This is a genomic window from Nocardiopsis xinjiangensis YIM 90004 (assembly GCF_000341145.1).
GTDB lineage: Bacteria > Actinomycetota > Actinomycetes > Streptosporangiales > Streptosporangiaceae > Nocardiopsis > Nocardiopsis xinjiangensis.
On the sequence record NZ_ANBE01000014.1, the window covers coordinates 18,634 to 40,334 of the forward strand.

At 70.2% G+C, this 21,701-nt stretch carries 15 protein-coding genes; 5 read left to right on the forward strand and 10 right to left on the reverse strand.

What is annotated here, in order from left to right; translation table 11 throughout:
• Positions 1-307 precede the first annotated feature (307 nt).
• From D473_RS0108740 to hisS, 3 genes are all read right to left on the reverse strand, one after another.
• On the reverse strand, positions 308-2,755 hold the full coding sequence (locus tag D473_RS0108740; protein WP_017608696.1) for a LuxR C-terminal-related transcriptional regulator: 2,448 nt from the start codon (positions 2,753-2,755) through the stop codon (positions 308-310).
• A gap of 152 nt (positions 2,756-2,907) precedes the next feature.
• Positions 2,908-5,367, reverse strand: a complete 2,460-nt coding sequence (locus tag D473_RS0108745) for an ATP-binding protein (RefSeq protein ID WP_026126759.1) — start codon at positions 5,365-5,367, stop codon at positions 2,908-2,910.
• 235 nt (positions 5,368-5,602) lie between these two features.
• Entirely contained in the window at positions 5,603-6,916 is a 1,314-nt protein-coding gene (hisS, locus tag D473_RS0108750) for a histidine--tRNA ligase (RefSeq protein WP_017608698.1), read from the reverse strand.
• An 802-nt stretch (positions 6,917-7,718) separates the two neighbouring features.
• On the opposite strand from hisS, the gene D473_RS0108760 reads away from it, so the two are divergent.
• The 4 genes from D473_RS0108760 to D473_RS0108775 all read left to right on the forward strand — a co-directional run bounded on the left by D473_RS0108760 (position 7,719) and on the right by D473_RS0108775 (position 12,119).
• Positions 7,719-8,336: a GTP-binding protein gene (locus D473_RS0108760; protein ID WP_017608699.1), complete on the forward strand. Its 618-nt coding sequence runs from the start codon at positions 7,719-7,721 to the stop codon at positions 8,334-8,336.
• A 106-nt stretch (positions 8,337-8,442) separates the two neighbouring features.
• Positions 8,443-10,941, forward strand: a complete 2,499-nt coding sequence (gene secA2 / locus D473_RS0108765) for an accessory Sec system translocase SecA2 (RefSeq protein WP_026126760.1) — start codon at positions 8,443-8,445, stop codon at positions 10,939-10,941.
• Positions 10,942-11,124: 183 nt separating this feature from the next.
• Entirely contained in the window at positions 11,125-11,394 is a 270-nt protein-coding gene (locus D473_RS0108770; protein WP_017608701.1) for a DUF6406 domain-containing protein, read from the forward strand.
• Between the two features lie 425 nt (positions 11,395-11,819).
• Entirely contained in the window at positions 11,820-12,119 is a 300-nt protein-coding gene (locus D473_RS0108775; RefSeq protein WP_017608702.1) for a Dabb family protein, read from the forward strand.
• 252 nt (positions 12,120-12,371) lie between these two features.
• Here the strand turns inward: D473_RS0108775 and D473_RS0108780 are convergent, their stop codons facing one another.
• From D473_RS0108780 to D473_RS0108810, 7 genes are all read right to left on the reverse strand, one after another.
• Positions 12,372-12,698, reverse strand: coding sequence for a hypothetical protein (locus D473_RS0108780; protein WP_017608703.1), 327 nt, complete (start codon positions 12,696-12,698; stop codon positions 12,372-12,374).
• Positions 12,699-13,275: 577 nt separating this feature from the next.
• A complete protein-coding gene (locus tag D473_RS0108785) occupies positions 13,276-14,199 on the reverse strand; it encodes a cytochrome d ubiquinol oxidase subunit II (protein WP_017608704.1) in 924 nt (307 codons plus the stop codon).
• 20 nt (positions 14,200-14,219) lie between these two features.
• Positions 14,220-15,464 (reverse strand): cytochrome ubiquinol oxidase subunit I, encoded by a 1,245-nt coding sequence (locus D473_RS0108790; protein ID WP_017608705.1) that lies wholly within the window; start codon positions 15,462-15,464, stop codon positions 14,220-14,222.
• A 218-nt stretch (positions 15,465-15,682) separates the two neighbouring features.
• Positions 15,683-16,360 carry a response regulator transcription factor gene (locus tag D473_RS0108795; RefSeq protein ID WP_017608706.1) on the reverse strand — a complete coding sequence of 226 codons (678 nt, stop codon included), beginning with the start codon at positions 16,358-16,360 and terminating at the stop codon, positions 15,683-15,685.
• The gene (locus D473_RS0108800; RefSeq protein WP_026126761.1) at positions 16,357-17,529 is read right to left on the reverse strand and encodes a sensor histidine kinase; all 1,173 of its coding nucleotides are present in this window, start codon (positions 17,527-17,529) and stop codon (positions 16,357-16,359) included. The genes D473_RS0108795 and D473_RS0108800 overlap by 4 nt, the downstream gene beginning before the upstream one ends.
• Positions 17,530-17,866: 337 nt before the next feature.
• The gene (locus D473_RS0108805) at positions 17,867-18,724 is read right to left on the reverse strand and encodes a spermidine synthase (protein ID WP_017608708.1); all 858 of its coding nucleotides are present in this window, start codon (positions 18,722-18,724) and stop codon (positions 17,867-17,869) included.
• 83 nt (positions 18,725-18,807) lie between these two features.
• On the reverse strand, positions 18,808-19,686 hold the full coding sequence (locus D473_RS0108810; RefSeq protein ID WP_017608709.1) for an aldo/keto reductase: 879 nt from the start codon (positions 19,684-19,686) through the stop codon (positions 18,808-18,810).
• Between the two features lie 183 nt (positions 19,687-19,869).
• On the opposite strand from D473_RS0108810, the gene D473_RS0108815 reads away from it, so the two are divergent.
• Positions 19,870-21,606, forward strand: coding sequence for a proline--tRNA ligase (locus D473_RS0108815; RefSeq protein WP_017608710.1), 1,737 nt, complete (start codon positions 19,870-19,872; stop codon positions 21,604-21,606).
• Positions 21,607-21,701 lie beyond the last annotated feature (95 nt).

The following is a 21,701-nucleotide window of genomic DNA, read 5'->3' on the forward strand; positions in this document are numbered from 1 at the left end:
GAACGTCTCCCACGTCGGCGTGTGACCCCACCGTCCCCGGAAGACCTTCCGGGATCGATGGGCCGCCGTCGGCCCCGGGTCGGGGCGCGGCGACCGTGCCCGGGGCTCGCGGCCCTCCGCTTCCTGATGCGGTGGCCCCGTCTCCCCAGTGCTTTGCAGCCTAGCGTGTTCACGGCCAGATGCATATGCATTATGCGGTGCATATGCATATGTAGATTCAGAGAACATGCGTTGTCTACACCCCTTGCACGCGGGCGATCCGGCGCTGGGGCCCGGCGGTCGAGCCCGGGGCCGGAGCCGGCCCCGTCTATCGGTGCCGTCGGACCCACTCGCCGATCCGCGCGCGGGACCTGAACCCCGTCTTGCGGTTGATGTTGGCCACGTGCCGGGCGGCCGTCGAGGGGGAGATGAACAATTCCTCTGCGATCTGGGGGTTGGTGTGCCCCAGGCTCACCAGGTTCGCGACCTCGACCTCCCGTTTGGTCAGGCACTTCTCGGGTGGCTCGGACCCGAGCTCGGGCCCGGGCCCGGAGGAACCGGAGGCCGGCTCCGGCTCGGAGGTCCGCAGGCGCCGCTGCGAAGCGGGCTTGCGTGCCTCGTCGATCAGGTGCTCGGCCTCCCGGACCGCATCGGCCAGCTCGAGCCGGGCACCCTGCCTCCACCAGTGCGCCAGCCGTTCGCGCTCGCCGGCGTCCTGCCCGAGGCCCCCGAAAGGCCACGGAGCCGGACCAGAGGGCAGGTCCAGCCGCTCGCGCACGGCCATCGCCGCACCCGCCAGGCGGCAGGCGGGTTCGCGCAGACCTTGACCGAAGGCCACCCGGGCGATCGAGGTCAGCGCCCGGACCGCCGCCCAGCGCTGTCCCGTGGACAGGCTCAGCAGCAGACCCTCGGACAGGTAGTCGTAAGCCTGCCCGATGTGGCCCTGCGCTTGTGCGATCCGGCCGATCCCCGTCAGGCACAGCGCCTCCTGGCCCGGCGCACCGATCAGCCTCTGGGTGTCCAGCGCCTCCCGGTAGCAGCGGTCCGCGGTCACGAGATCGGACGCGTCCTCGGCTGCGCGGGCCTGACCGATGAGAGTGATCCCGACCCCCCAACGGTGGTCCATGCCCCGCAACAGGGTCAGCGCAGCGTTGTAGTGCTGTTCGGCGGCCGGGAAGTCGCCCTGCTGTGCCACCAGCGCGGCCCGGGTGCCCAGGCAGATCGCCTCGCCCCACCGATCACTGGTCTCCCGGCTCAAGCGCAACGCCTCCTCGACCCGTACCGATGCGCTTTCGGACCGGCGCTCGCGCACCTCCACCAACGAGAGCAGGTTCAGGGCCGTGCGTACGTACAGGTCCTCGCCGGACTCCCGGGACAGACGCAGGCCCTCCTCACCCAGAGCGAGTGCCTGAGCGTGGTCGCGTTGCACCCGGGCCAGCTGGGCCCGGGCCACGTACGCCCGCGTCAGCGACGGGGCCTTGGCGGCCTCGTCCAGCGCCATGAGCCGGTCCATCCAGTGAGCACCCTCGGCGTAGCTGTTGTGGCTCACCCAGTGCGCCACCAGGTTCACGCACAGGCGCAGACCGTGCTCGGCCGCCCCGGTCTCCAAGGCGTGGCTGATCAGAGCCCTCAGGGTGTCGTACTCGGCCAGCACCCGCTGGCGGCCGGCGTCCCGTTCCGCCCACGGCATGGCACGGCTGGACTCCAGCTGCCGGCCCAGGTGCTCGACCATCTCCAGCATCCGGTCCATGAGCCGGTGCTGCAGGAGATCGCTCTCCCCGGCCTCGGCCAGACGTCCGGCGGCAAAGGCACGCACCGCGTCCGGCAGCCTGTAGCGGACCCGGTTCTCGACCTCGCCCGTGACCGTGATCAGGGCACGGCTGTGCAGCGAGGTGAGAAGGTCCAGCACCTCGCCCTCGGGCAGGCTCTCGTCGGCGCACACCCGCTCGGCCAGTTCCAGGTCCCAACCGCGAAAGACCGACAGACGGCACAGCAGTACACGCTCGCGCTCGGACAGTCCCAGGTAGGCGTGCTCCAGGACCAGCGGCAGCACCTGGCTGCGCGAGACCGCCTGCCCGGGCCCGGGACGGGCCGAGGGCGACGACAGGTGCGCGCGCAGGTTCTCCGCCAGAGCGCGGGGGCCGATCTCGGGCACGCAGGCAGCCATGACCTCCACTCCCAGCGGGACCCCGCCGGCCATGTCGCACAGCAGCGCGATCTCCTCCAGCTCGTCCGGTGTGGTGGAGAAGCGCGGGTCGCGGGTGCGGGCGCGGTCCAGGAACAGGCGTACTGCCTCGGACTCGGCCGGGTCCGGCGGGGGGGGGNCCGGGGCCTCACTGGTCAGCAACAACGACACGTGCGGGCAGGTGGCCAGCAGTTCCCTGCCGACCTCGTCGACCGCCTCCTCGATGTGGCCGCACCCGTCCAGGACCAACAGCAGGCGGCGGTGGCGCAATGCCTGCGACACCGTCCTCGACAACGGCCTACCGGGCTCTTCGACCACGCCCACGGCGGCCGCGATGCGCGCGAAGACGTCGATGGGTGTGCAGGTGTCACCGAGATCGGCGAACCACACGCCGTCGGGAAAGGACACGGTGGACTGCTCCGCCACACGGAGGGCCAACCGAGTCTTGCCCATACCGTCGGGGCCGCAGAGGGTGACGGAACGGCTGGAGCCGAGGAGGCGGAGCAGATCGCTCAAATCCCGCTCGCGACCGACGAAACCCGTGTTGGGCTTCGGGAGATTGTGTCGCGCCGGGGCGGTCAGAGGTGCCATGGCCTTCACATGTAGTCAGGGGCAGGGTGGGGGCCTCACCTGCACGGGGCTGGTCGGGCGAGGTCCGATCACGTCGGGGGCGGGCGGAGGTGTGTGGGATTCCTGTCTTAGCGGGTGCACGCGCACTGTGCAAGTGCTTCAGCGTGTTGCGGTCACGGTGCGTCGGCCTCTCCCCGAGAGGCCCAGCCGGTCAGCTGCCTTCTCGAGGAGATCGAGAGTTTGCGGAAGATGTTGGCGATGTGGCGCGCCGCCGTGGCTTGACTGATGGTCAACCGGGAAGCGATCTCCCGGTTGGACAGGCCCCGCTCCGCCAGCTCGGCGATCTCGCGTTCCCGTCGGGTGAGCTCCTCGGCCGGAGGGGCCGTCTCTTGCCGGCAGGGGAAGGCGAGCGCCCGGTCGCGCACCTGCTCCAGAGGCAGAGCACGCCAGGCCTCCCACGCCTCGGCGGCGCGTGTGTGCCCGACGGCGCGCTCGATCGCCGAGCGCAGGCGTACTGTCTCGGCCGACGGGCGCTGCAGGGATTCGCGCAGGTCGGCGGCGACCCCCACCAGGGCGGCCGCGCGCTCGGCCTCCTCCTCGGCCAGAGCCAGTTCCGCCAGGGCCTCCAGGGCACGTGCGACGGCGATGCGCTGACCCGAGGCGAAACTCACACGCAGCGACGTCGACAAGGGCTCGCGCGCCTCCGCCGGACGGCCCTCCGCGAGGTGGAGGCGGCCCAGGGCACGCGAACACCGGGCCGCCGTCGGATTGGCCTCCAGGTAGGTGAAGATCTCCAGGGCCTCGTCCATGAGGGCGCGGGCCGACTCGAACTCGTGCCGCTCGGCCGCGAGCACTCCGAGCAGGTGCAGGCCCCGGGCCCGGCTCCACTGGTCGTCGAGCTCCTCGGCGCGGACGGTGCGGCGCTTGAGGTGGAGCAGGGCCGTGTCACTGTTGCCGCGTCGACGGGCCAGGAGCGCCGAGACCTCGAGGATGGCCCCCTCCGTGACCGGATCCTGGGCACGTTCGGCCCACGACCAAGCAGCGGAGGCCTGGTGCTCGCTCGCGTCGAGATCACCCGTGCGCAGACTCAGCTGCGCCAGGATCGTCAGGGCCGTGGCGGCCGCTTCCGGGGCGCGGCAGGCACGGGCGGCCTCGAGCGCGGTGCGGGCGCGTGCGGTGACCTCCGGCACCGGGTCGAGGTCCAGACGGAGCTCGGCGTACAGGGCCAGGGCCAGCGCTCGCAGAGGCGGGTCCTGTTCGTCCGGGGCGGTCTCGAGGGATTGCTCCAGGCGCCAGCTGCCCTCGGCGGCCAGGCCGCGCATGTTCCAGTGGGTGCGCAGGCCCGTGCACAGGAGCAGGGCGTCGTCGGTGCGGCCGTGCGCGAGAGCCCACATGATCAGTCGGCCGAAGTTGTCGCGGTGGTGGTCGTACAGGCGCAGGTGGCTGACCCGTTCCGACCAGGGCAGGGGACCGCGCACACGTGCCAGTATCCGTTCGGCCTGGCCGACACAGAAATCGAGGAAGCGCCCCCAGTAGTGGTCGGCGGTGCCCTCGGCGGCCAGCTGTTCGGCGGCGTAGGCGCGCACGGTCTCGGGCAGGCGGTAGTGGGTGTACCCGTCCAGTTCCACATCCATGACGATGAGGGACTTGTCCAGGAGGGAGAAGTGCAGGGAGAGCACGTCGGTGGGGTCGACGCCCTCGTCGGAGCACACCTCCTCGGCCGCCTCCAGGTACCAGGTCGTGAAGACCGACAGCCGGTGCAGGAGCAGGCGTTCGGGTTCGCTGAGTAGTTCGTGGCTCCAGGACAGGACCGCCCGCAGGGTGCGTTGGCGGGCGGGGAGGGCATCGGAGCCGTCGCTGGTCAGGAGCTGGAACCGGTCGTCCAGGCGGCGCAGGATCTGCTGCACCGACAGCACGCGCACCCGGGCGGCGGCCAGTTCGATGGCCAGGGGCATGCCGTCGAGCATTCGGCAGATCTCCGCGACGTAGCCGGAGTTCTCCCGTGTCATCTCGAAGCCCGAACGCGCCGCGTGGGCGCGGGTGACGAACAGGCGCACGGACTCGTAGCGCTGGATGTCGCGGCGGGGGAGCGGTGCCGGTGAGGACGCGTACGGGTCGGTGGGGGTGGGGCGTGTGGGGAGGGAGAGCGGGGGGACCCGCCAGATGTTCTCCTCCGGCACGTGCAGGGGTTGGCGGCTGGTGACGAGGATGCGCACGCGCGGACAGTCGCGCAGGACCGCCTGGCACAGCTGCGCCATCGGCCCGACGGCGTACTCACAGGTGTCGAGCAGCAGGAGCACGTTCTGCGTGCGCAGGGCCGTGATGATCGACTCGGTGGCCGTGCGGGCGTCGTCCTCCACGGCCTGGAGCCCGTTGGCGACCGTGCGCAGGGCCTGGCCGTGGTGGGTGGACTCGCTGAGATCGATGTAGCGGATGCCGTCGGGGAACCGGCGTAGCAGGCGTTCGGCCACGTGCAGGGCCAGGCGGGTCTTGCCGATACCGCCGGTTCCGGTGAGAGTGACCAGCCGTGACGTGCCGAGGAGCCGGCACAGGTCGACGATGTCGCGTTCACGTCCGACGAAGCGGAGGAACTCGCCGGTGGAGAGCGGCAGGTTGTGGCGGGGGTGGGACATGGCCTCGTTCACTTGGACGCCGGTGCGGGCCGCCCCGTCGTGAGCGTGCGGCGGAGGTGGGACGGGGAGGATCCTGGGGAACAGTGTCCCACCCGAGGAGCGCGTTGTCTCGGGAATGGCCGGTTCCGGCAGTCCGGTACCCGGTTCCCGTAGACAAGAAAAAGCGTGGTGCCGCCCCGGCCGCAGAACCGGGGCGGCACCACGCGGAAGAGGTGCGGGACGGCGGGCCGGGAATTCAGGCCTCGGGGGTCCAGGTCTCGGGGTCGGCGGGACCCTGTTCGCCGGCGGCCATGTCCTTGACCTCGTGGGTCCCCTCGTCGTCGAAGGGCGGGAACCACACGAACGGGATCCCCTTCTTCGAGGCGTACTGGATCTGCTTGCCCACCTTCGCGGTGGAATGGAAGACCTCGGTGTCGAATCCGCGCGCCCGCAGGGCCTCACCGGTGCGCAGCGCCTCCGCGCGCCGCTCTGCGCCGGGCACCACGACCATCACGTCGGTGGGGCACTTCGGCCCCTCCTCGATCCTGCCCTCGGCGACGAGCTTGGCGAAGATCCGGGTGAGGCCGATGGAGATGCCGACACCGGGGAGCTTGCGGCGGATGAACTGGCCGGCGAGGTCCTCGTACCGGCCGCCCGCGCAGATACTGCCGTAGTCGGGGTCCTCGTCGAAGGAGGCCTCGTACACGGTGCCGGTGTAGTAGTCCAGACCGCGCGCGATCGACAGGTCCGCGACCACATCGGGCACGTCGGCCAGGTCCTCCAGGACGAAGGTCAGCTCCTCGAGCCCCTCCTCCAACAGGTCCGAAGTCACTCCGAGCTCGCGCACCCGGTCGGCCACGTCGGCGCCGGTGCTCTTGATGCGGGCCAGACGCAGGCAGGCTTCGGCCTGGTCCCCGCTCAGCCCTTCCGACAGCAGGATCTCGCGCACCCCGTCGTCGCCGATCTTGTGCAGCTTGTCGACGGCGCGGATGACCGCGATCGGCTCCTTGATGCCCAGGCCTTCGTAGAAGCCTTGCAGCACCTTGCGGTTGTTGAGGCGGAGAGTCCAGGCCGGGATGTCCAGCGGTGCGAGCACCCGGTGCACGATGCGCGGAAGCTCGGCATCGAAGTGAAGCGGTACCGAGTCGACGTTGATGACGTCGATGTCGCACTGTGTGAACTCGCGGAAACGGCCCTCCTGCGGCCGCTCACCCCGCCACACGCGCTGCATCTGGTAACGCTTGAACGGGAACGTGAGCTCGTTGAAGTGCTGCGCGACGTAGCGCGCGAACGGCACCGTCAGGTCGAAGTGCAGCCCCAGCTTGGCGTCGGAGTCGTCCTCGGTGTCGGCCTGGAGCCGGTGCAGGGTGTAGACCTCCTGCGAGGTCTCGCCCTTGGCCATGAGCACGTCCAGGTTCTCCACCGAAGGCGTCTCCACCGAGGCGAAACCGAAGGACTCGAAACCCGCGCGGATATGGTCCAGCCAGCGCTGCTCCACGGCCCGGACCTGAGGGGTCCACTCGGGGAAACCGCTGATCGGAGTGGGGCGGACGACGCGCTGATCGGACATGGGTGGTTCTCGGCTCCCTCGGGCGAGGTACGGCGTTCGGTCCTCCCCGCCCGGGCAGGACCGCGGCAGGGACCGGGGTCGAACAGGTCGGAGAGGGTCTCCATCCTAAGGTGCCTGTCCGGTGGAGTCTTCCGCCGCTTCGACCAGTACTGAGCAGTCGAGGGCCGGCGGTTGCCGAACAGGGGCGCCGGGGCGGGGCCGGGAGTCCGATACGAATTCCACCGGCCCACGTGGACGGGAGTGGGCCGGTGGAGTCCGATCGACGGTCCCTCGCGCCCGGTGCCGACGCCGAAGAGCGAGACGTCGGGTACCCGGAGCGCGCGAGTGTGCCGTCAGGGCCCCGCGCCGCTCGCGTCCTCGTGCCAGGAGTCCGTACTCGGTCGAAGCGGGCGCCCTACCTCCACCGTAGACTTCCGTGCCCTCGCCGGACAGGGATTGGCGCGGCCGAAAGCGGCCGAAAACGGTCACTCACAATGTCGTAAAGTCGCCCTCCGGGGGTAGTGTTCTGTGCTTATCTGGTCACGGTGCGTTCCGGGGTGGGGTAAATCCCACCATTCGGCTTCCCGGGCAACCCCCGTGCCTCCGTGCCTGGTCGCCGCATCGCACCGATCCGTCCGCGCCCCGCGTCGGTCCCCGGCCCGGGCTTCCGTCTCCGGTAACCGCTCTCCCGCTCCCCCTTCCGGTGTTAGGTTCCAGAAGCGGCCGCCCCCGGGACGGTTCGGCACCGGGGCCGCCGTGCCCCTCCCGTCCGGGCCGAGTTCGACCACGCCGGCGAGGCCCGGCATTCCCGCTAGGACTTACTGTGATCGATCCAGCCAACAACACGAGCAACACCCAGGCGCCCTCCGAACTGTCCACCAAGATCATCATCGCCGGCGGGTTCGGGGTCGGGAAGACCACGTTCGTCGGCGCCGTCTCGGAGATCCCCCCGGTCCGTACCGAGGCCGCGGTGACCGCGGCCAGCTCCGGGGTCGACGACCTCAGCCACACGCCGGACAAGACGAGCACCACCGTCGCGATGGACTTCGGGCGCATCTCCCTGGAGACCGACCTCACCCTCTTCCTGTTCGGTACCCCCGGCCAGCAGCGTTTCTGGTTCATGTGGGACGACCTGGTGCGCGGCGCGCTCGGCGCGGTCGTGCTCGCCGACGTACGCCGCCTGGAGGACACTTTCCAGGCCCTCGACTACTTCGAGCGCCAGCAACGGATGCCGTTCGTCGTGGCGGTCAACGAGTTCGACCCCGACCCGCCCTACGGGACCGAGGAACTGCGCGACGCCCTGGACCTGCCCGGAGAGGTGCCGATCGTGTACTGCGACGCGCGGGACAAGACCTCCGTCGTCCGGGTCCTGGTCACGCTGGTCAAGCACGCCATGGCCATGGAGGCCCGTCAACGCGGAGGGAGCCGCGTCGCTCAGTGACCCGTCCCGCAAGGGTTCGCGGCCGGTGCCCGGGAACCGTGTGTGCGCGGGCGCACAGGAACGAAAGGGTTGTGTCCGGCGTTACTCTGGCGTGGTGTTCGGACGAATGGCGGAAAGCGTCCGCCGCCTCCTGGGTAAACCCGGAGCGGTGGACCTGCGGCCCTATACCAAGCTCCTGTCGGCGATCGAGGCCGAGGAGGATGGTCTTCGCGAGCTCAGTGACGCCGAGCTGAACGAGAAGGCCATCGAACTCGGCAACGCGGAACTCCCCTATGAACGCGGCGACCTCGTCATGCTGTGCGCGGTCGGCCGAGAGGCCGCCCGGCGCGCCCTGGACGAGCGCCCCTACGACGTCCAGATGCTCGGCGTCATGGCGCTGCTCGACGGGCACGTGACCGAGATGGCCACCGGTGAGGGCAAGACGCTCGCCGGTGCCCTGGCGGCGGCCGGGTTCGCGCTGCGCGGTCGGCGTGTGCACCTGCTGAGCGTCAACGACTACCTGGCCAAACGTGACGCGGACTGGATGCGTCCTCTCTACGACCTGCTCGGCGTCACGGTCGGGTGGATCAACGAGGACTCCACCCCCGATGAGCGTCGTGAGGCCTACTCCCAGGACATCACCTACGCGGCCGTGAGCGAGCTCGGTTTCGACGTGCTGCGCGACCGTATGGTCACCGATGTCGCCGACCGTGTGGTACCCCCGCCCGCGGTCGCCATCGTCGACGAGGCCGACTCCGTACTGGTCGATGAGGCGCGTGTGCCACTGGTGCTGGCCGGGGCCGCCGAGAGCGCCGCGGCCGACATGGAGATGGCCGACCTGGTGCGCACCCTCAAACCCCGTGTCGACTACGAGGTCGACGCCGAGGGGCGCAACGTCCAGCTCACCGACACCGGCATCGACCGGGTCGAGAAGGCCCTCGGCGGTGTCGACCTCTACGCGGAGGACGAGGAGTCCCGCCTGCCCGAGGTCAACCTGGCCCTGCACGCGCAGGTGCTGCTCCAGCGCGATGTCCACTACGTCGTGCGCGATGGCGAGCTGCGCATCATCAACGAGTCGCGCGGCCGTATCGCCATGCTCCAGCGCTGGCCCGACGGCCTCCAGGCCGCCGTGGAGGCGAAGGAGAGGGTCGACGTCAGCGAGACCGGCGAGGTCCTCGACTCGATCACGGTGCAGTCGCTGATCCTGCGCTATCCGACCCTGGCCGGCATGACCGGTACGGCGATGGCCGTGGCCGAGCAGCTGCGCGAGTTCTACGAGCTCGAGGTCGCGGTCGTGCCCTCCAACAAGCCGGACATCCGCGAGGACCGCGGCACCCGCTTGTACGCCACGAAGGAGGAGAAGGAGGACGCGCTCGTCGCCGAGGTCGAGAAGGTGCACGACAGCGGCCGCCCGGTCCTCATCGGCACCCAGGACGTGGCCGAGTCCGAGCTCCTGGCCGAGCGCTTGCGCAAGGCCGGTCTGGAGTGCGTGGTCCTCAACGCCAAGAACGACGCCGACGAGGCCTCGATCATCGCCGAGGCGGGAACCCACGGCGCCATCACGGTCTCCACGCAGATGGCCGGCCGCGGCACCGACATCCGCCTGGGCGGCAGCGACATGTCCGACCGCGAGCGTGTGGTGGAGAGCGGCGGTCTGTTCGTCATGGGCTTCGGCCGTTACCCCAGCAGTCGGCTGGACGGTCAGCTGCGCGGGCGGTCCGGGCGCCAGGGCGACCCAGGCGACTCCCTGTTCTTCGTCAGCATGGACGACGACCTGCTCGTCAACCACGCTCCGGAGACCACCGGGTACAAGGCCGCCGACGACGGCGAGATCACCGAGGAGAGCTGGCTGGCCATGGTCGACCACGCCCAGCGGGTGGCCGAGGGGCAGTTGCTGGAGGTGCACCGCAACACCTGGCGCTACAACCAGCTCATCGACGTGCAGCGCGACGTGGTGCTGGAGCACCGCGAGCTCGTGCTCACCGGTGACGAGGGCGACCGGCACATCCGCAAGGACGGCCCGACCCGCCACACCGAGCTGATCGATGAGCTCGCGCAGGCGCTGGCCGCCATCGAGGCCGGGGCTGATCCGGGGGCCGGGACCGATACGGACGACGGGAACGGGGAGGCCGTCGGCGAGAGCGCGGGGGCCGGGACCGAGGAGAAGGCGGGGTCCGAGGACACGGGCGACGGAGCAGAGGAGAAGACCTCCGAGAAGGAGGGCCCCGAGGTCACCGAGGAACACGAGGAGCAGGCCCGAGAGCAGGTCGCCCGGGCCGCCCGCCTCATCACCCTGTACCACCTCGACCGCGGCTGGACCGACCACAACGCGTTCCTGTCGGAGCTGCGCGAGGGCATCCACCTGCGCTTCCTGGGCCGGCGCGACCCGCTGGACGAGTTCAACCGCGAGGCGGTACCGGTCTTCAAGGGTTTCCTCGAGGAGGCGCGTACGCGGGCGGCCGAGACCTTCGGGGAGCTCGAGGTGCGCGACGGTGCGGTCGACGTCGGCGCGGTCGGGGTCAAACGCCCGTCCATGACGTGGACCTACATGGTGCACGACCACCCGTTCAGTTCACCGATCGAGACCCTCGCCGGAAAACTCAAGGGCAACAAGAGCACCGGCTGAGGCGATTGATCGCCATTGTGAAACGTGCGCGGTCCAGGACTTTGGTCCTGGCCGCGCATTACTTTTGTCGGATCATTCGGAACGCGATTGATCCGGCCGTCGAGTCGCCGGTTCAATGATCGTAGCGGCGTTATGATGGCTACGTTTTCCTTTGTCAGCGACATGTGTGGGGATGAATAGACGGTGGTCCACGAAGTGGGTGCGCAGGAGAAGATCACGTACGGTCGGAACGACCGCTTCCATGGAGGGCCCGTCGGCGGGGGCCACTTCTGGATCGACGACGGCGGTCGGCCCGTCGCGAAGATCGGGGGTCCCAAGGAGTGGCGCCCCCGCCCCATGATCGACGTCCGGGAGGGCGACACCTTCAGCGTCGGCGGACAGGTCTGGAGGGTGAACGAGATCGTCGAGGCCGACACCCCGGACGCTCATCTTCTCGCGACGAGGGTGGGCTGATCTGCTTTGCGGATTCCATCGGGGGTTTTCCGGGTGCGTCGGTGATCGCAACCCCCGGCAACCTTTTGCCTCGACGTGCTCGTTGTTTCTTTTTCCTGTGCGTGCCCCTGTCCTTCCGGTTTCGTGTGATGGCTGGGGTTCTGCTGTTGCCGTGTGCGGGGCCACCTCGGAAAAACGTGCCTTTCGTTGATCGGGACGCTCCGGTTGCCGACGCGGGGGTTCCCGCGTTATCACCGGATCGTCGGCGTCGAACGTGCGGCACGCGCTCCGGGCCGTGAGTAGGGGAGCACTCGCCTCTCGAGCGCTCGGGCCGCTGCGTGCGCCACCTGGAGGCCGGGCCCAGGGGCTGTCCCCCGCCCCTGGGCCCGACCGCCGCACGTGCTGTCGCCGTGGTTCCCGCCTCCGCCGACGAGTAGCGTCGTGCCATGACTCTTCGACACATCGCGCTCTTCCGCTGGAAGGATGACGTCACCGACGCTCAGATCGCCGAGGTCGAGCGCCTCCTCGGGGCCCTGCCCGATGCCGTCCCCGAACTGCGCTCCTACACCTTCGGGCGGGACGCCGGTATCGGTGAGGGGGCCTTCGACTTCGCGGTGGTCGCCGACGTCGACGACGAGGGCGGCTTCCTCGCCTACCGCGACCACCCCGACCACCAGGCTGCGCTGGCGGTGATCCGACCGCTGCTGGCCGACCGCGCCGCGCTCCAGTATCCGCTCTCAGGGTAGATCGCGTTCCAGTACCGGATGAGCGAGGGAGTGGCCTGTTCAGGATGGGAGAATTGGATCACAAAAGGTCTTGTAGTAGAACGCGTTTCACCAGTAGGCTCCCACTGTGCCTGATCCGGGTGCCCGGCAGTTCTTCCGCCGGGCACCGCCGGACGCCAGGTGAGAGATGAACGTCGCCCGCCCGGAATCGGATCGCGCCCCGACTCCGGGCGGGCGGCGTGCTGTTCGGGCCAGGGCGAGGGCCGTCGGACTTCATGCGAGCAGCCGGGTGATCTCCACGAAGGTCGCGCACGGCCAGGGGTGGGCGCAGCTCGCGCAGGACTCCTCGCCGTCGGGGTGGTGCAGGCGCACCAGATGTGCACACACCGCGGCCAGGGCCGAGATCTCCTGGCGCGCGTGCGCGTAGAAAGCGAGGTCGTTGATCCGGGACAGCGCGCTGGGCGAGGTGGACGCGGGCAGCCCGACAGTGTCGGGTTCCCAAGGGGACGCCCGGTCACAGCGCTCCTGGATGCCTTGGACGCACCGGAGCAGCCTCGTGTGTTCGGACAGTCGTGCGGTGGAGCGGGCGCTCGACGGCATCGCTGATCTCCCCCAATGGGTGGATACGCAGCACGTAGTTACATAGCGTATACCCGGAGTTGCGGAATGTCGCGACACACGAAGGCCGTGGTGAGAAGCGGGCTGCCCCCAAGGGGAGGGGCAGCCCGCGCGGAGGGGGAGAGGGTCTGCGATTCCCGGGCCTCCGAGGCCGGGGCAGTGATCCTTCGGGGTGTCCAGTGCTGTGTCGGTCAGGGTTTGCCCGTTACGGAGCGAACCCTGACTGATGCGGCACTAGCTGCAGTTGCCGCCGCAGCTGCAGGAACCGCCGCTCTGGCAGCCGCAACCGCAGCTCGATCCGCAGCTGCAGCCGCTCATCGCCGGGGGAGTGGTCAGGTGGGGCACAGTCCCTCCTCAGGGATCGACGCGACGCCCGCCTGCGATCGGCGCCGGGGGCCTCCCGAGGGAGCGGCGCGACGGGCGAATTTCCCGAACAATGACCTGCCCGACCCTGGCTTTTCCAATCCGGGGATTGCGCCTTACTCTACGGTTACTTCCCGTGATCAACGGCCGTACGGCCGTCGTATCCCCTGTGACCTGGGGATTCTTCGAGTCGGTCTCACGCGAAGAAAGTCACCGCCCCCGCCGAACGCCGGGTCATTCGGTGGAGCCAAACCTGTCCGAGGAGCATGACCGGAACGGTTGGGACGAGCGTTGCCCAGACAAAGGTACCGGTCACGCCGGGGATCGCCGCCGAGGGCAGATCCGCCACCAGGGCCACCAGGATCCCGGGTGCCGCGATCGCCATCGCCGACGTCACTCGCGAGATCATCGGCCCGTACACCCCCGTGGTCACCATCAGTGACCCCAGGAGCAGGAGCATCACGGCCCCCGCCACCAGAGGGTCCTCCGGTCGCGGACCGCCGGGCAGCACCGCTGCGGCCGCCGCCAGCACCACCGCCGCCATCGCCCACCGGGACAAGATACGCGTGAGCTCCCCACAGGCATCGGCCGCCTGCCCGCCGTCGTCGGCCGCCAGGCGGTCCGCCCCGAACGAAGCGCCCCGCAGGGCGAAGAGCGCGACGACCGCCGCCGTGCACAGCGGTGTGAACAACCCCGACCACAGGACGCCGGTGAGCAGGCCGGCCAGGATCAGGCCCCAACTCAGGGCCAGACCCCAGCTCCCGGCGATCACGGCGCCTTCCCACACCGCTCTCCACCGGGCCGAGGGCACACGCCGCCACAACCACAGACCCGCGTCGCGGATCAGCCACGCCAGGGCCAAGGCCGCGAGCGCGGGCCACAGGCGCCCGACCACGTGGTGCTCCACCGACGGGAACAGGCCGGCGAGCACCCCCAACGCGGCCACCAGCCACACCTCCGAGGCCAGGAAGTACGGGGCGATCGCTGCCAGGGCGCTCCGGCGTTGACCGGTGGAGCGCGCCACACGCGGCATCAGCAGGCCCAGGCCGACATCGGCCCCGGCCAGGACCAGGTATCCGACCACGAAGGCGGTGAGCAGAAGAGCGGAGAAAATGTCCATGACGGGGTCTTCCTACGTGATCAGAAGGTGAGTCGGGGAGCGGCGGGCTCTTCCTGCTCCGGACCCCGCTCGGCGAGAGGGCCGAGATCCGGGCCCAGGCGGGCGAAACGCACCAGCAGCCACAGCGTGATCGCGGCCAGCGCCGCGAACGCGGCCGTGAAGAACGAGAACGAGGCCACCGCCGCCCCCGCCGGCATCGGTGTCATCGCGTCGGCCGTGGTCAGATGGTGGGTGACCATCCACGGCTGCCGGTCGGTCTCCCGGAACACCCACCCGGCCACACTCGCTATGTAGGGCATGACCGGGGTGACCACCAGAGGCGCCAGGAACCAGCGCCACCGGTCCAGGCCCCCGAACGGCCACACCAGCGCCATCACCGGGCCCAAGAAGAACAACAAGGTCCACATCAGCATCATGGTGACGGACCCGGCCTGGCTCATCGCCGACGCGAGGCCCCCGCCGGCGGCCTCGGTCATGGCCTCCGCCTCCTCGGTCGTGTAAGTCAGGCCGCTCGTGGGCGGGGCGGTGTCGAAGTAGGAGAACTGAGCCCCGCCGAAACTCACCACCACCATCGGCATGACGCACATGAGCACCGTGCAGAACCGGATACCCCGGCGGAACGTGCCGTAGGGATCATGGCCCCGGAACAGGTGGTGGGCGCTGACCGCCCCCACGACCAGCGCGCCCAGCAACAGCGCACTCGTGACCACATGCCCGAACGTCAGGGACGAGGCCGGATTGGCCATGAGCGCCACCGGATCGGTCAGGTGCGCCTCCCCGTCGACCATCTCGAACCCGGACGGGTTGCGCAGGAACCCGTTGGAGACCAGCACCCACCACGCCGACATGTACGCCGTCGCGGTGACCACCAGGAAACAGAACAGGTGTGCCCAGCGGCCCATCCGGTCCCACCCGAAGACCCACAGCCCCAAGAAGGTCGACTCCACGAAGAAGGCCGTCATCGTCTCCAGAGCGAGCGGAGCCGCGAACGTGTATCCGAACATCTCGTGGAGCCCGTTCCAGTTCAACGCCAACTGGAGCTCCATGACCAGACCGGACAGCACACCCATGCCGTAGTTGACCAGGTAGAGCCCGCCCCAGAACCGCACCGAGCGCATACGGTCGCGGTCACCGCGCAGGGTCGCCACGAGCTGGGACACCAGGATGTAGGGGCCCAGCCCCAACGTGAGAGCGACGAACGTGTAGTGCGTGGCAGCCGTCAGTGCGAACTGCAACCGGGCGAGCAGGAGCGGATCTTCCAGCATGTGCGACCTTGCCTGTGTCGGTGGAGACGCCGACAGGTTCGGTCACCGGAACGCGGACGGGCATCGGCCTCAGGAGGGCAACCCGGGACCCTCCTCCGCGGTAGCTCCCGCGGAAGCATGCTCCCCCGGGCCTACGGGAAACCCCGGGCCGTCTCAGGGCCTGCGCGCTGTGATCGCCTCGGGCCCTCGCTCCGTCCTCGGAGAGCTCGGGACGGGCTCTACGAGCCGGGGCCGCTCCACTTGGGAACGACCAGGGCGGTCTCGTAGGCCAGAACCACGAGCTGGGCGCGGTCGCGCACGTCCAGCTTCACCATCGTCCGGCTCACGTGCGTCTTCGCCGTAGCGGGACTGACCACCAGATGGGCGGCGATCTCGGTGTTGGACATGCCCGCGCCCACCAGAGCCAGGACCTCGCGCTCGCGGTCGGTGAGTCCGTTCAACCGGGTCGAGGGCGCGGGGGCGCTCGCGGGGCGGCGCGCGTAATCGGCGATGAGCCGGCGCGTGATCCCCGGCGACAGCAGCGCTTCACCCTCGTACACCACACGCACCGCCTGGATGAGGTCGCGGGGTTCGGTGTCCTTGACCAGGAAACCGCTCGCGCCCGCCCGCAACGCGTCGAAGATGTACTCGTCCAGGTCGAACGTGGTCAGGATGACGACCTTGGTGCGCTCCAGGGCCGGGTCGGCCATGATCTGTCCGGTCGCGGTGAGCCCGTCGGTTCCCGGCATACGGACGTCCATGAGCACCACGTCCGGACGGTCCCGGCGCACGGCACGGACCGCCTCCTGCCCGTCCGAGACCTCGGCGACCACGTGGATGTCGGGGGCGCTGTCCAACAACGCCCGGAACCCGGCCCGGACCAGGGCCTGGTCATCGGCGAGCAGCACGGAGATCACGTTCCACCCGTCCCTTCCGACGGTACGGCCGCACGGGTCGGCAGCCAGGCCCGCACCAGGAATCCTCCACCCTCACCGGGCCGCGCGTCCACCATTCCGCCCACCAGGGACGCACGCTCGCTCATGCCCGTGATCCCGTTTCCCGGCTCGGCCGGGCCGCCCCGACCGTCGTCCGACACCTCCAGACGCACACCGCCCGGCCGGTACCCCACCCGCACGCGCGTGTGGGAGGCACCGGAGTGGCGCACGACGTTGGTGAGGGCCTCCTGGACGATGCGGTAGACGGCGGTGTCCACCCCCAGCGTGAGCGGCCGCGCATCACCCTCGACCTCCACGTCCACGCGCACACCAGCGCCACGGGTGCCGTCGGCCAGTTCCTCCAGGTCCGTCACCCCGGAAACCGGGGCACGGGGAGCGGCCTCGTCGGCCGCGCGCAGCACGTCGAGCATCGCGCGCAGTTCCACGAGGGTGTCCTTGCTGGTGTGCTTGATGGTCTCCAGGGCCTGCGCGGCGCGCTCGGGCTGGTCCTCGACCAGGTACAGCGCGGTTCCGGCCTGCACATTGATGAGGGAGATGTTGTGCGCGACAGTGTCGTGCACGTCCCGGGCCAAACGCAGGCGCTCGTTCGCGGCCCGCCGCAGGAGCTCCTCCTCGCGGGACCGCGTCGCTTCCCCGAGCCGTTCGTGTTCGGCCTGCCGGTACTCCGCGCGCCGGCGCATCACCTCGGCTGCGAAGAGGAGCACCAGGGCCCAACCGATGGTCCCCACCGCTTCCGCACGCAGCCCGCCGCCCACAGAGAGCTCCCAGACGTTGAGCCCCAGGAACAGTGAGACCCCCAGCGCCCACCCGAAGGCGCGGTTCCCCCACCGCACCAGCGTGTACAGCATCACGACCGAGCACAGCATCACGCAGCCGTCGGGAAACCCGAGCGGGTAGTACACGGTCGACAGGGGAGTCGAGACCAGCCCCACGGCCTCGGGCCGGGCGGAACGCAGCAGCAGCGGCAGGCACGCCGCGACGATGAGCAGGTAGCCCCAGGGCCAGGGATCGGTGTCCGCCGGGTTCGGGTCGAGGACCCCGATCACGAAAGTGCTGATCAGCGACGCCGACAGCACGGCAACAGTGATCCACAGGTCGGTGCGCGTGGGGCGCGGGAGTGGTGTTGGCACGCCGCCGACGCTAGGGCGAACCCCTCCGGGACGTCGTCGCCCGAGGGAAGGGTTTCCGGAGCGCCGCCTACTCCGTCGGCGGTACGGCGGCCGGCGCACGATGCTGCTGAGGGGCGGGCGGGGCCGTCCTGCGGATGCGGGCCCGGCGTAGAGGTCCGGGGCGCCCGGGCTGGGGGTCCGGGCGCCCGGTACCAGTGGGGGTGGCGCGCACGGGGACCACCGTAGAGGTTCCCGGGACCGCGCGGGGGAGAATGTCCACTTTCGGCCACGCACTTCTCCTCCGGCCTTCGTCGCACCCGGCCGCCGCGCCCGGCTGCGCAGGCCGTCCGGGCCGGGTTCAGAAGAGGCCCTCGGGCGGCGCGGGGGAGTCCTCCGCGTCGGTGTCGTGTACCGGGGACACCCCGTCCGTGAACCGGTCGAGCTCCTCCTCGGCCAACAGGCGTGCCATCTCCAGGTCGCGATGGGCCAGGCGGCCGAGCTCGTCCTCCGGCAACGGGCGGTGCCCGGCCACCAGTACGAGGTTGCCGAACCGGCGCCCGCGCAGGATCCCCGGCTCCGCGGTCAGCACCACGTGCGGCAGCACCGACCGCAGGGTCGCCACCTGCCTGCGTGTGTGCCGCAGCGCGTACCCGTCCCCGATGTTGACCACCAGGAACCCGCCCGGACGCAGCACCCGGGCCGCCTCCGTGTAGTACTCCACGGACGTCAACGAGGCCGGCGTCCGCGCCCCCGTGAACACGTCGCTGACGATCAGGTCCGCGCTGTCGGTGTGCCGGGCGCCGATCCACTCCCGCGCGTGCCCGATCCCCACACGCAGCTGCGCACGCCGGTCCCAGGGCAGGTGACGCCGCACGAGCTCCACCAGCGCCGCGTCGGAGTCCACCGCACGTTGGCGCGAACCCCGGCGTGTGTGGGCCACGTACCGGGCCAGCGACAGCGCGCCCGCACCCAGGTGCAGCGCGTCGATCGGCTCGCGCCCGGGCGCCACCAGATCGGCGGCGTGCGCGATCCGGCGCATGTACGAGAAATCCAGGTAGGAGGGGTCCGCCAGGTCCACGTGTGACTGGGGCGTGCCCTCCACGACCAGGAACCAGGAGTCGGCCCGGTCGGCGTCGGCCAGCAGTTCCACACCCGGCACCCGTGCCTCGGTGAGCACGTCGTCACCGCGCTCACGTGCCCCGCGCCGTCGTCCCATGCCACTGCCCCCGTCCGGTCGGTCGCACCAAGCCTAGTGCTGTTCGGCGGATTCCTTCCGCCGCGAGCAGTCGGGCCGGCCGTCTAGGAGTGCGCCACCGGCTGTTCGGCGTCCACGAGAGCGAAGTCCTCCTCCGACAGCTCCAGGTCGGCGGCCACGGCACTCGAACGCACACTCTCCGGGCGGGAGGCGCCGGGGATCGGGATCATCACCGGTGACTTGGCCAGCATCCACGCCAGGCACACTTGGTGGGAGGAGGCACCGAGACGCTCCCCGACCTGAGCCAGGACCGGATGGCGTTCGCTCAACCCGCCCGCGCCCTTGCTGCCGCCGAACGGGCTCCACGGCAGGAAAGCGATCCCCCGCTCGGCACACAGCTCCAGCTCCGGTTCCGAAGAACGGAAATCGGGCGAGAACTCGTTCTGTACCGCTGCCAGGCGCCCGCCCAGCACCCGGTCGGCCGACACGATCTGCGCCGGGTCGGCGTTGGAGATCCCCACCATCGCGACCTTGCCCTCGTCCAGGAGCTCGCCGAAGGCCCCGATCGTGTCCTCGTAGGGCACGGCCGGGTCGGGCCGGTGATGCTGGTACAGGTCGATCGTCTCCACCCCGAGCCGGCGCAGGGAGTCCTCGCACGCCCGCTTGATGTGGTCCGGCCGCCCGTTGACCCCCCATCCGCCGTCGGCGTCACGGGTGTGCCCGCCCTTGGTGGCCACCATCACGTCCGAGGCGTCCCCGGGTCGGGCGCGCAGGGCCTCGGCGACCAAGAACTCGTTGTGCCCCGGGTCGGAACCGTCCAGGTGGTAGGCGTCGGCGGTGTCGATCAGGCGCACACCGGCGTCCAGGGCCGCGTGCACCGTCGCCATGGCGAGGTCCGGATCCAGGCTCCCTGTCCGTGACAGCGGCATCGCACCCAGGCCGACCGCGCTGACCGCCCGTCCACCGATGGTCCTGGTACGCATGGCTCACTGCCCTCCTGGGGAACGGGGACGGGTCCGTGTGCGGGCGTCCGCCCGCCGGGGACGGCCCTACCCCGCACGAACTCTGGGCGAACGCCCCCCGACAGCCGTTAGCCTGGGGTTCCCCGAAAACACCGATCGCGCCCGGACGGGCGCATGCACCGAGGAGTGGCCGTGCTACTGCGGATGTCGACCCTGTTCCTGCGCACCCTGCGTGAGGACCCGGCGGACGCCGAGGTGCCGAGCCACAAGCTCATGGTGCGCGGCGGTTACGTGCGCCGAGCTGCGCCCGGTATCTACTCGTGGCTTCCCCTGGGCAAGATCGTCCTGGACAACGTCGCCGACATCGTCCGGGAGGAGATGAACGCGATCGACGCCCAGGAACTCCTTCTTCCGGCGCTGCTGCCCCGCGAGTACTACGAGACCACGGGCCGCTGGGACGACTACGGCGACACCCTGTTCCGCCTCCAGGACCGCAAGGGCGCCGACTACCTGCTCGGCCCCACCCACGAGGAGGTCTTCGCCGACATCGTCAAGGGCGAGTACACCTCCTACAAGGACTTCCCGGTCTGGCTGTACCAGATCAAGGAGAAGTTCCGCGACGAGGCCCGCCCCCGCGCCGGTGTGCTGCGCGGGCGCGAGTTCCACATGAAGGACGCCTACTCCTTCGACATCGACGACGAGGGGCTGTCCTCCTCCTACGAGCGTTTCCGCGCCGCCTACGTGCGGATCTTCGAACGCCTGGGCCTGGAGTACGTCGTCGTCTCGGCCACCGCCGGCGCCATGGGCGGCTCCAAGTCCGAGGAGTTCCTGGCCGTGGCTCCCTCGGGCGAGGACACCTTCGTCCGCAGCACCGGATCGGACTACGCCGCCAACGTCGAGGCCGTGGAGGTGCCCGCCCCGCAGGCGCTGCCGGTCGACGGGCTGCCCGAGGCCACCGAGCACCACACCCCCGACACCGCCACGATCCAGACCCTCGTGGACTTCCTCAACGCCGCCGGCCTCGGTCGCGACTTCAGCGAGGCCGACACCCTCAAGAACGTCCTGGTCAAAACGCGCGAGCCCGGTTCCGACAAGTGGCAGCTCCTCGCCGTCGGTGTGCCCGGGGACCGCGAGGTCGACATGAAGCGCCTGGAGGCGGCTCTGGAGCCGGCCGAGGTCGCCATCCTGGACGAGAAGGACTTCCAGGCCAACCCGTTCCTGGTCAAGGGGTACATCGGCCCGCGTGCCCTGCTCGACAACAAGGTGCGTTACCTCGTCGACCCGCGCGTCGTGACCGGTACCCGCTGGGTCACCGGCGCCGACCGCCCCGAGCACCACGTCGTCGACCTCACCGCAGGCCGGGACTTCACGCCGGACGGGACCATCGATGTGGCCGACGTCCGCGACGGTGACCCCTCGCCCGACGGTCGGGGCACGCTCTACACCGCGCGCGGTATCGAGATCGGCCACGTCTTCCAGCTCGGCCGCAAGTACACCGACGCGATCGAGCTCGACGCGCTCGGCCCCGACGGCAAGCCCAAGCGCGTGACCATGGGCTCCTACGGCATCGGCGTCTCGCGTGTGGTCGCCTCCATCGTGGAGCAGGCCCACGACGACAAGGGCATCGTCTGGCCCCGCGCAGTCGCCCCCGCCGACGTGCACGTGGTCGGCACCGGCAAGGGCGACCAGATCGAGGAGGCCCTGCGCATCTCCGGCGAGCTCGAGCAACGTGGACTGCGTGTGCTGGTCGACGACCGCAAGGGTGTGTCCCCGGGCGTGAAGTTCACCGACTCCGAGCTCCTGGGCGTCCCCACGACCGTCATCGTGGGCCGCGGCCTCAAGGACGGTGTCGTGGAACTGCGCGACCGCGCCGACGGTGGCCGTGAAGAGGTGGCCCTCGACGAGATCGTGGAGCGTACCGTGCGGGCCTGCAGGGCCTGACCCGGTCGGGGCCTGCGCCGTCCGGCACGGGCCCCGGTCCTCTTCCGAGCGGTCTCCTCCCAGGGCCGTTGCCTGCGTCCGTGCCCGGAGACGTC

Excerpts from the sequence above, each read along its gene's own strand:
- D473_RS0108745 (WP_026126759.1), bottom strand. The coding sequence starts at position 5,367 with ATGTCCCACCCCCGCCACAACCTGCCGCTCTCCACCGGCGAGTTCCTC.
- hisS (WP_017608698.1), bottom strand. The coding sequence starts at position 6,916 with ATGTCCGATCAGCGCGTCGTCCGCCCCACTCCGATCAGCGGTTTCCCC.
- secA2 (WP_026126760.1), top strand. The coding sequence starts at position 8,443 with ATGGCGGAAAGCGTCCGCCGCCTCCTGGGTAAACCCGGAGCGGTGGAC.
- D473_RS0108775 (WP_017608702.1), top strand. The coding sequence starts at position 11,820 with ATGACTCTTCGACACATCGCGCTCTTCCGCTGGAAGGATGACGTCACC.
- D473_RS0108780 (WP_017608703.1), bottom strand. The coding sequence starts at position 12,698 with ATGCCGTCGAGCGCCCGCTCCACCGCACGACTGTCCGAACACACGAGG.
- D473_RS0108785 (WP_017608704.1), bottom strand. The coding sequence starts at position 14,199 with ATGGACATTTTCTCCGCTCTTCTGCTCACCGCCTTCGTGGTCGGATAC.
- D473_RS0108790 (WP_017608705.1), bottom strand. The coding sequence starts at position 15,464 with ATGCTGGAAGATCCGCTCCTGCTCGCCCGGTTGCAGTTCGCACTGACG.
- D473_RS0108805 (WP_017608708.1), bottom strand. The coding sequence starts at position 18,724 with ATGGGACGACGGCGCGGGGCACGTGAGCGCGGTGACGACGTGCTCACC.
- D473_RS0108810 (WP_017608709.1), bottom strand. The coding sequence starts at position 19,686 with ATGCGTACCAGGACCATCGGTGGACGGGCGGTCAGCGCGGTCGGCCTG.
- D473_RS0108815 (WP_017608710.1), top strand. The coding sequence starts at position 19,870 with ATGTCGACCCTGTTCCTGCGCACCCTGCGTGAGGACCCGGCGGACGCC.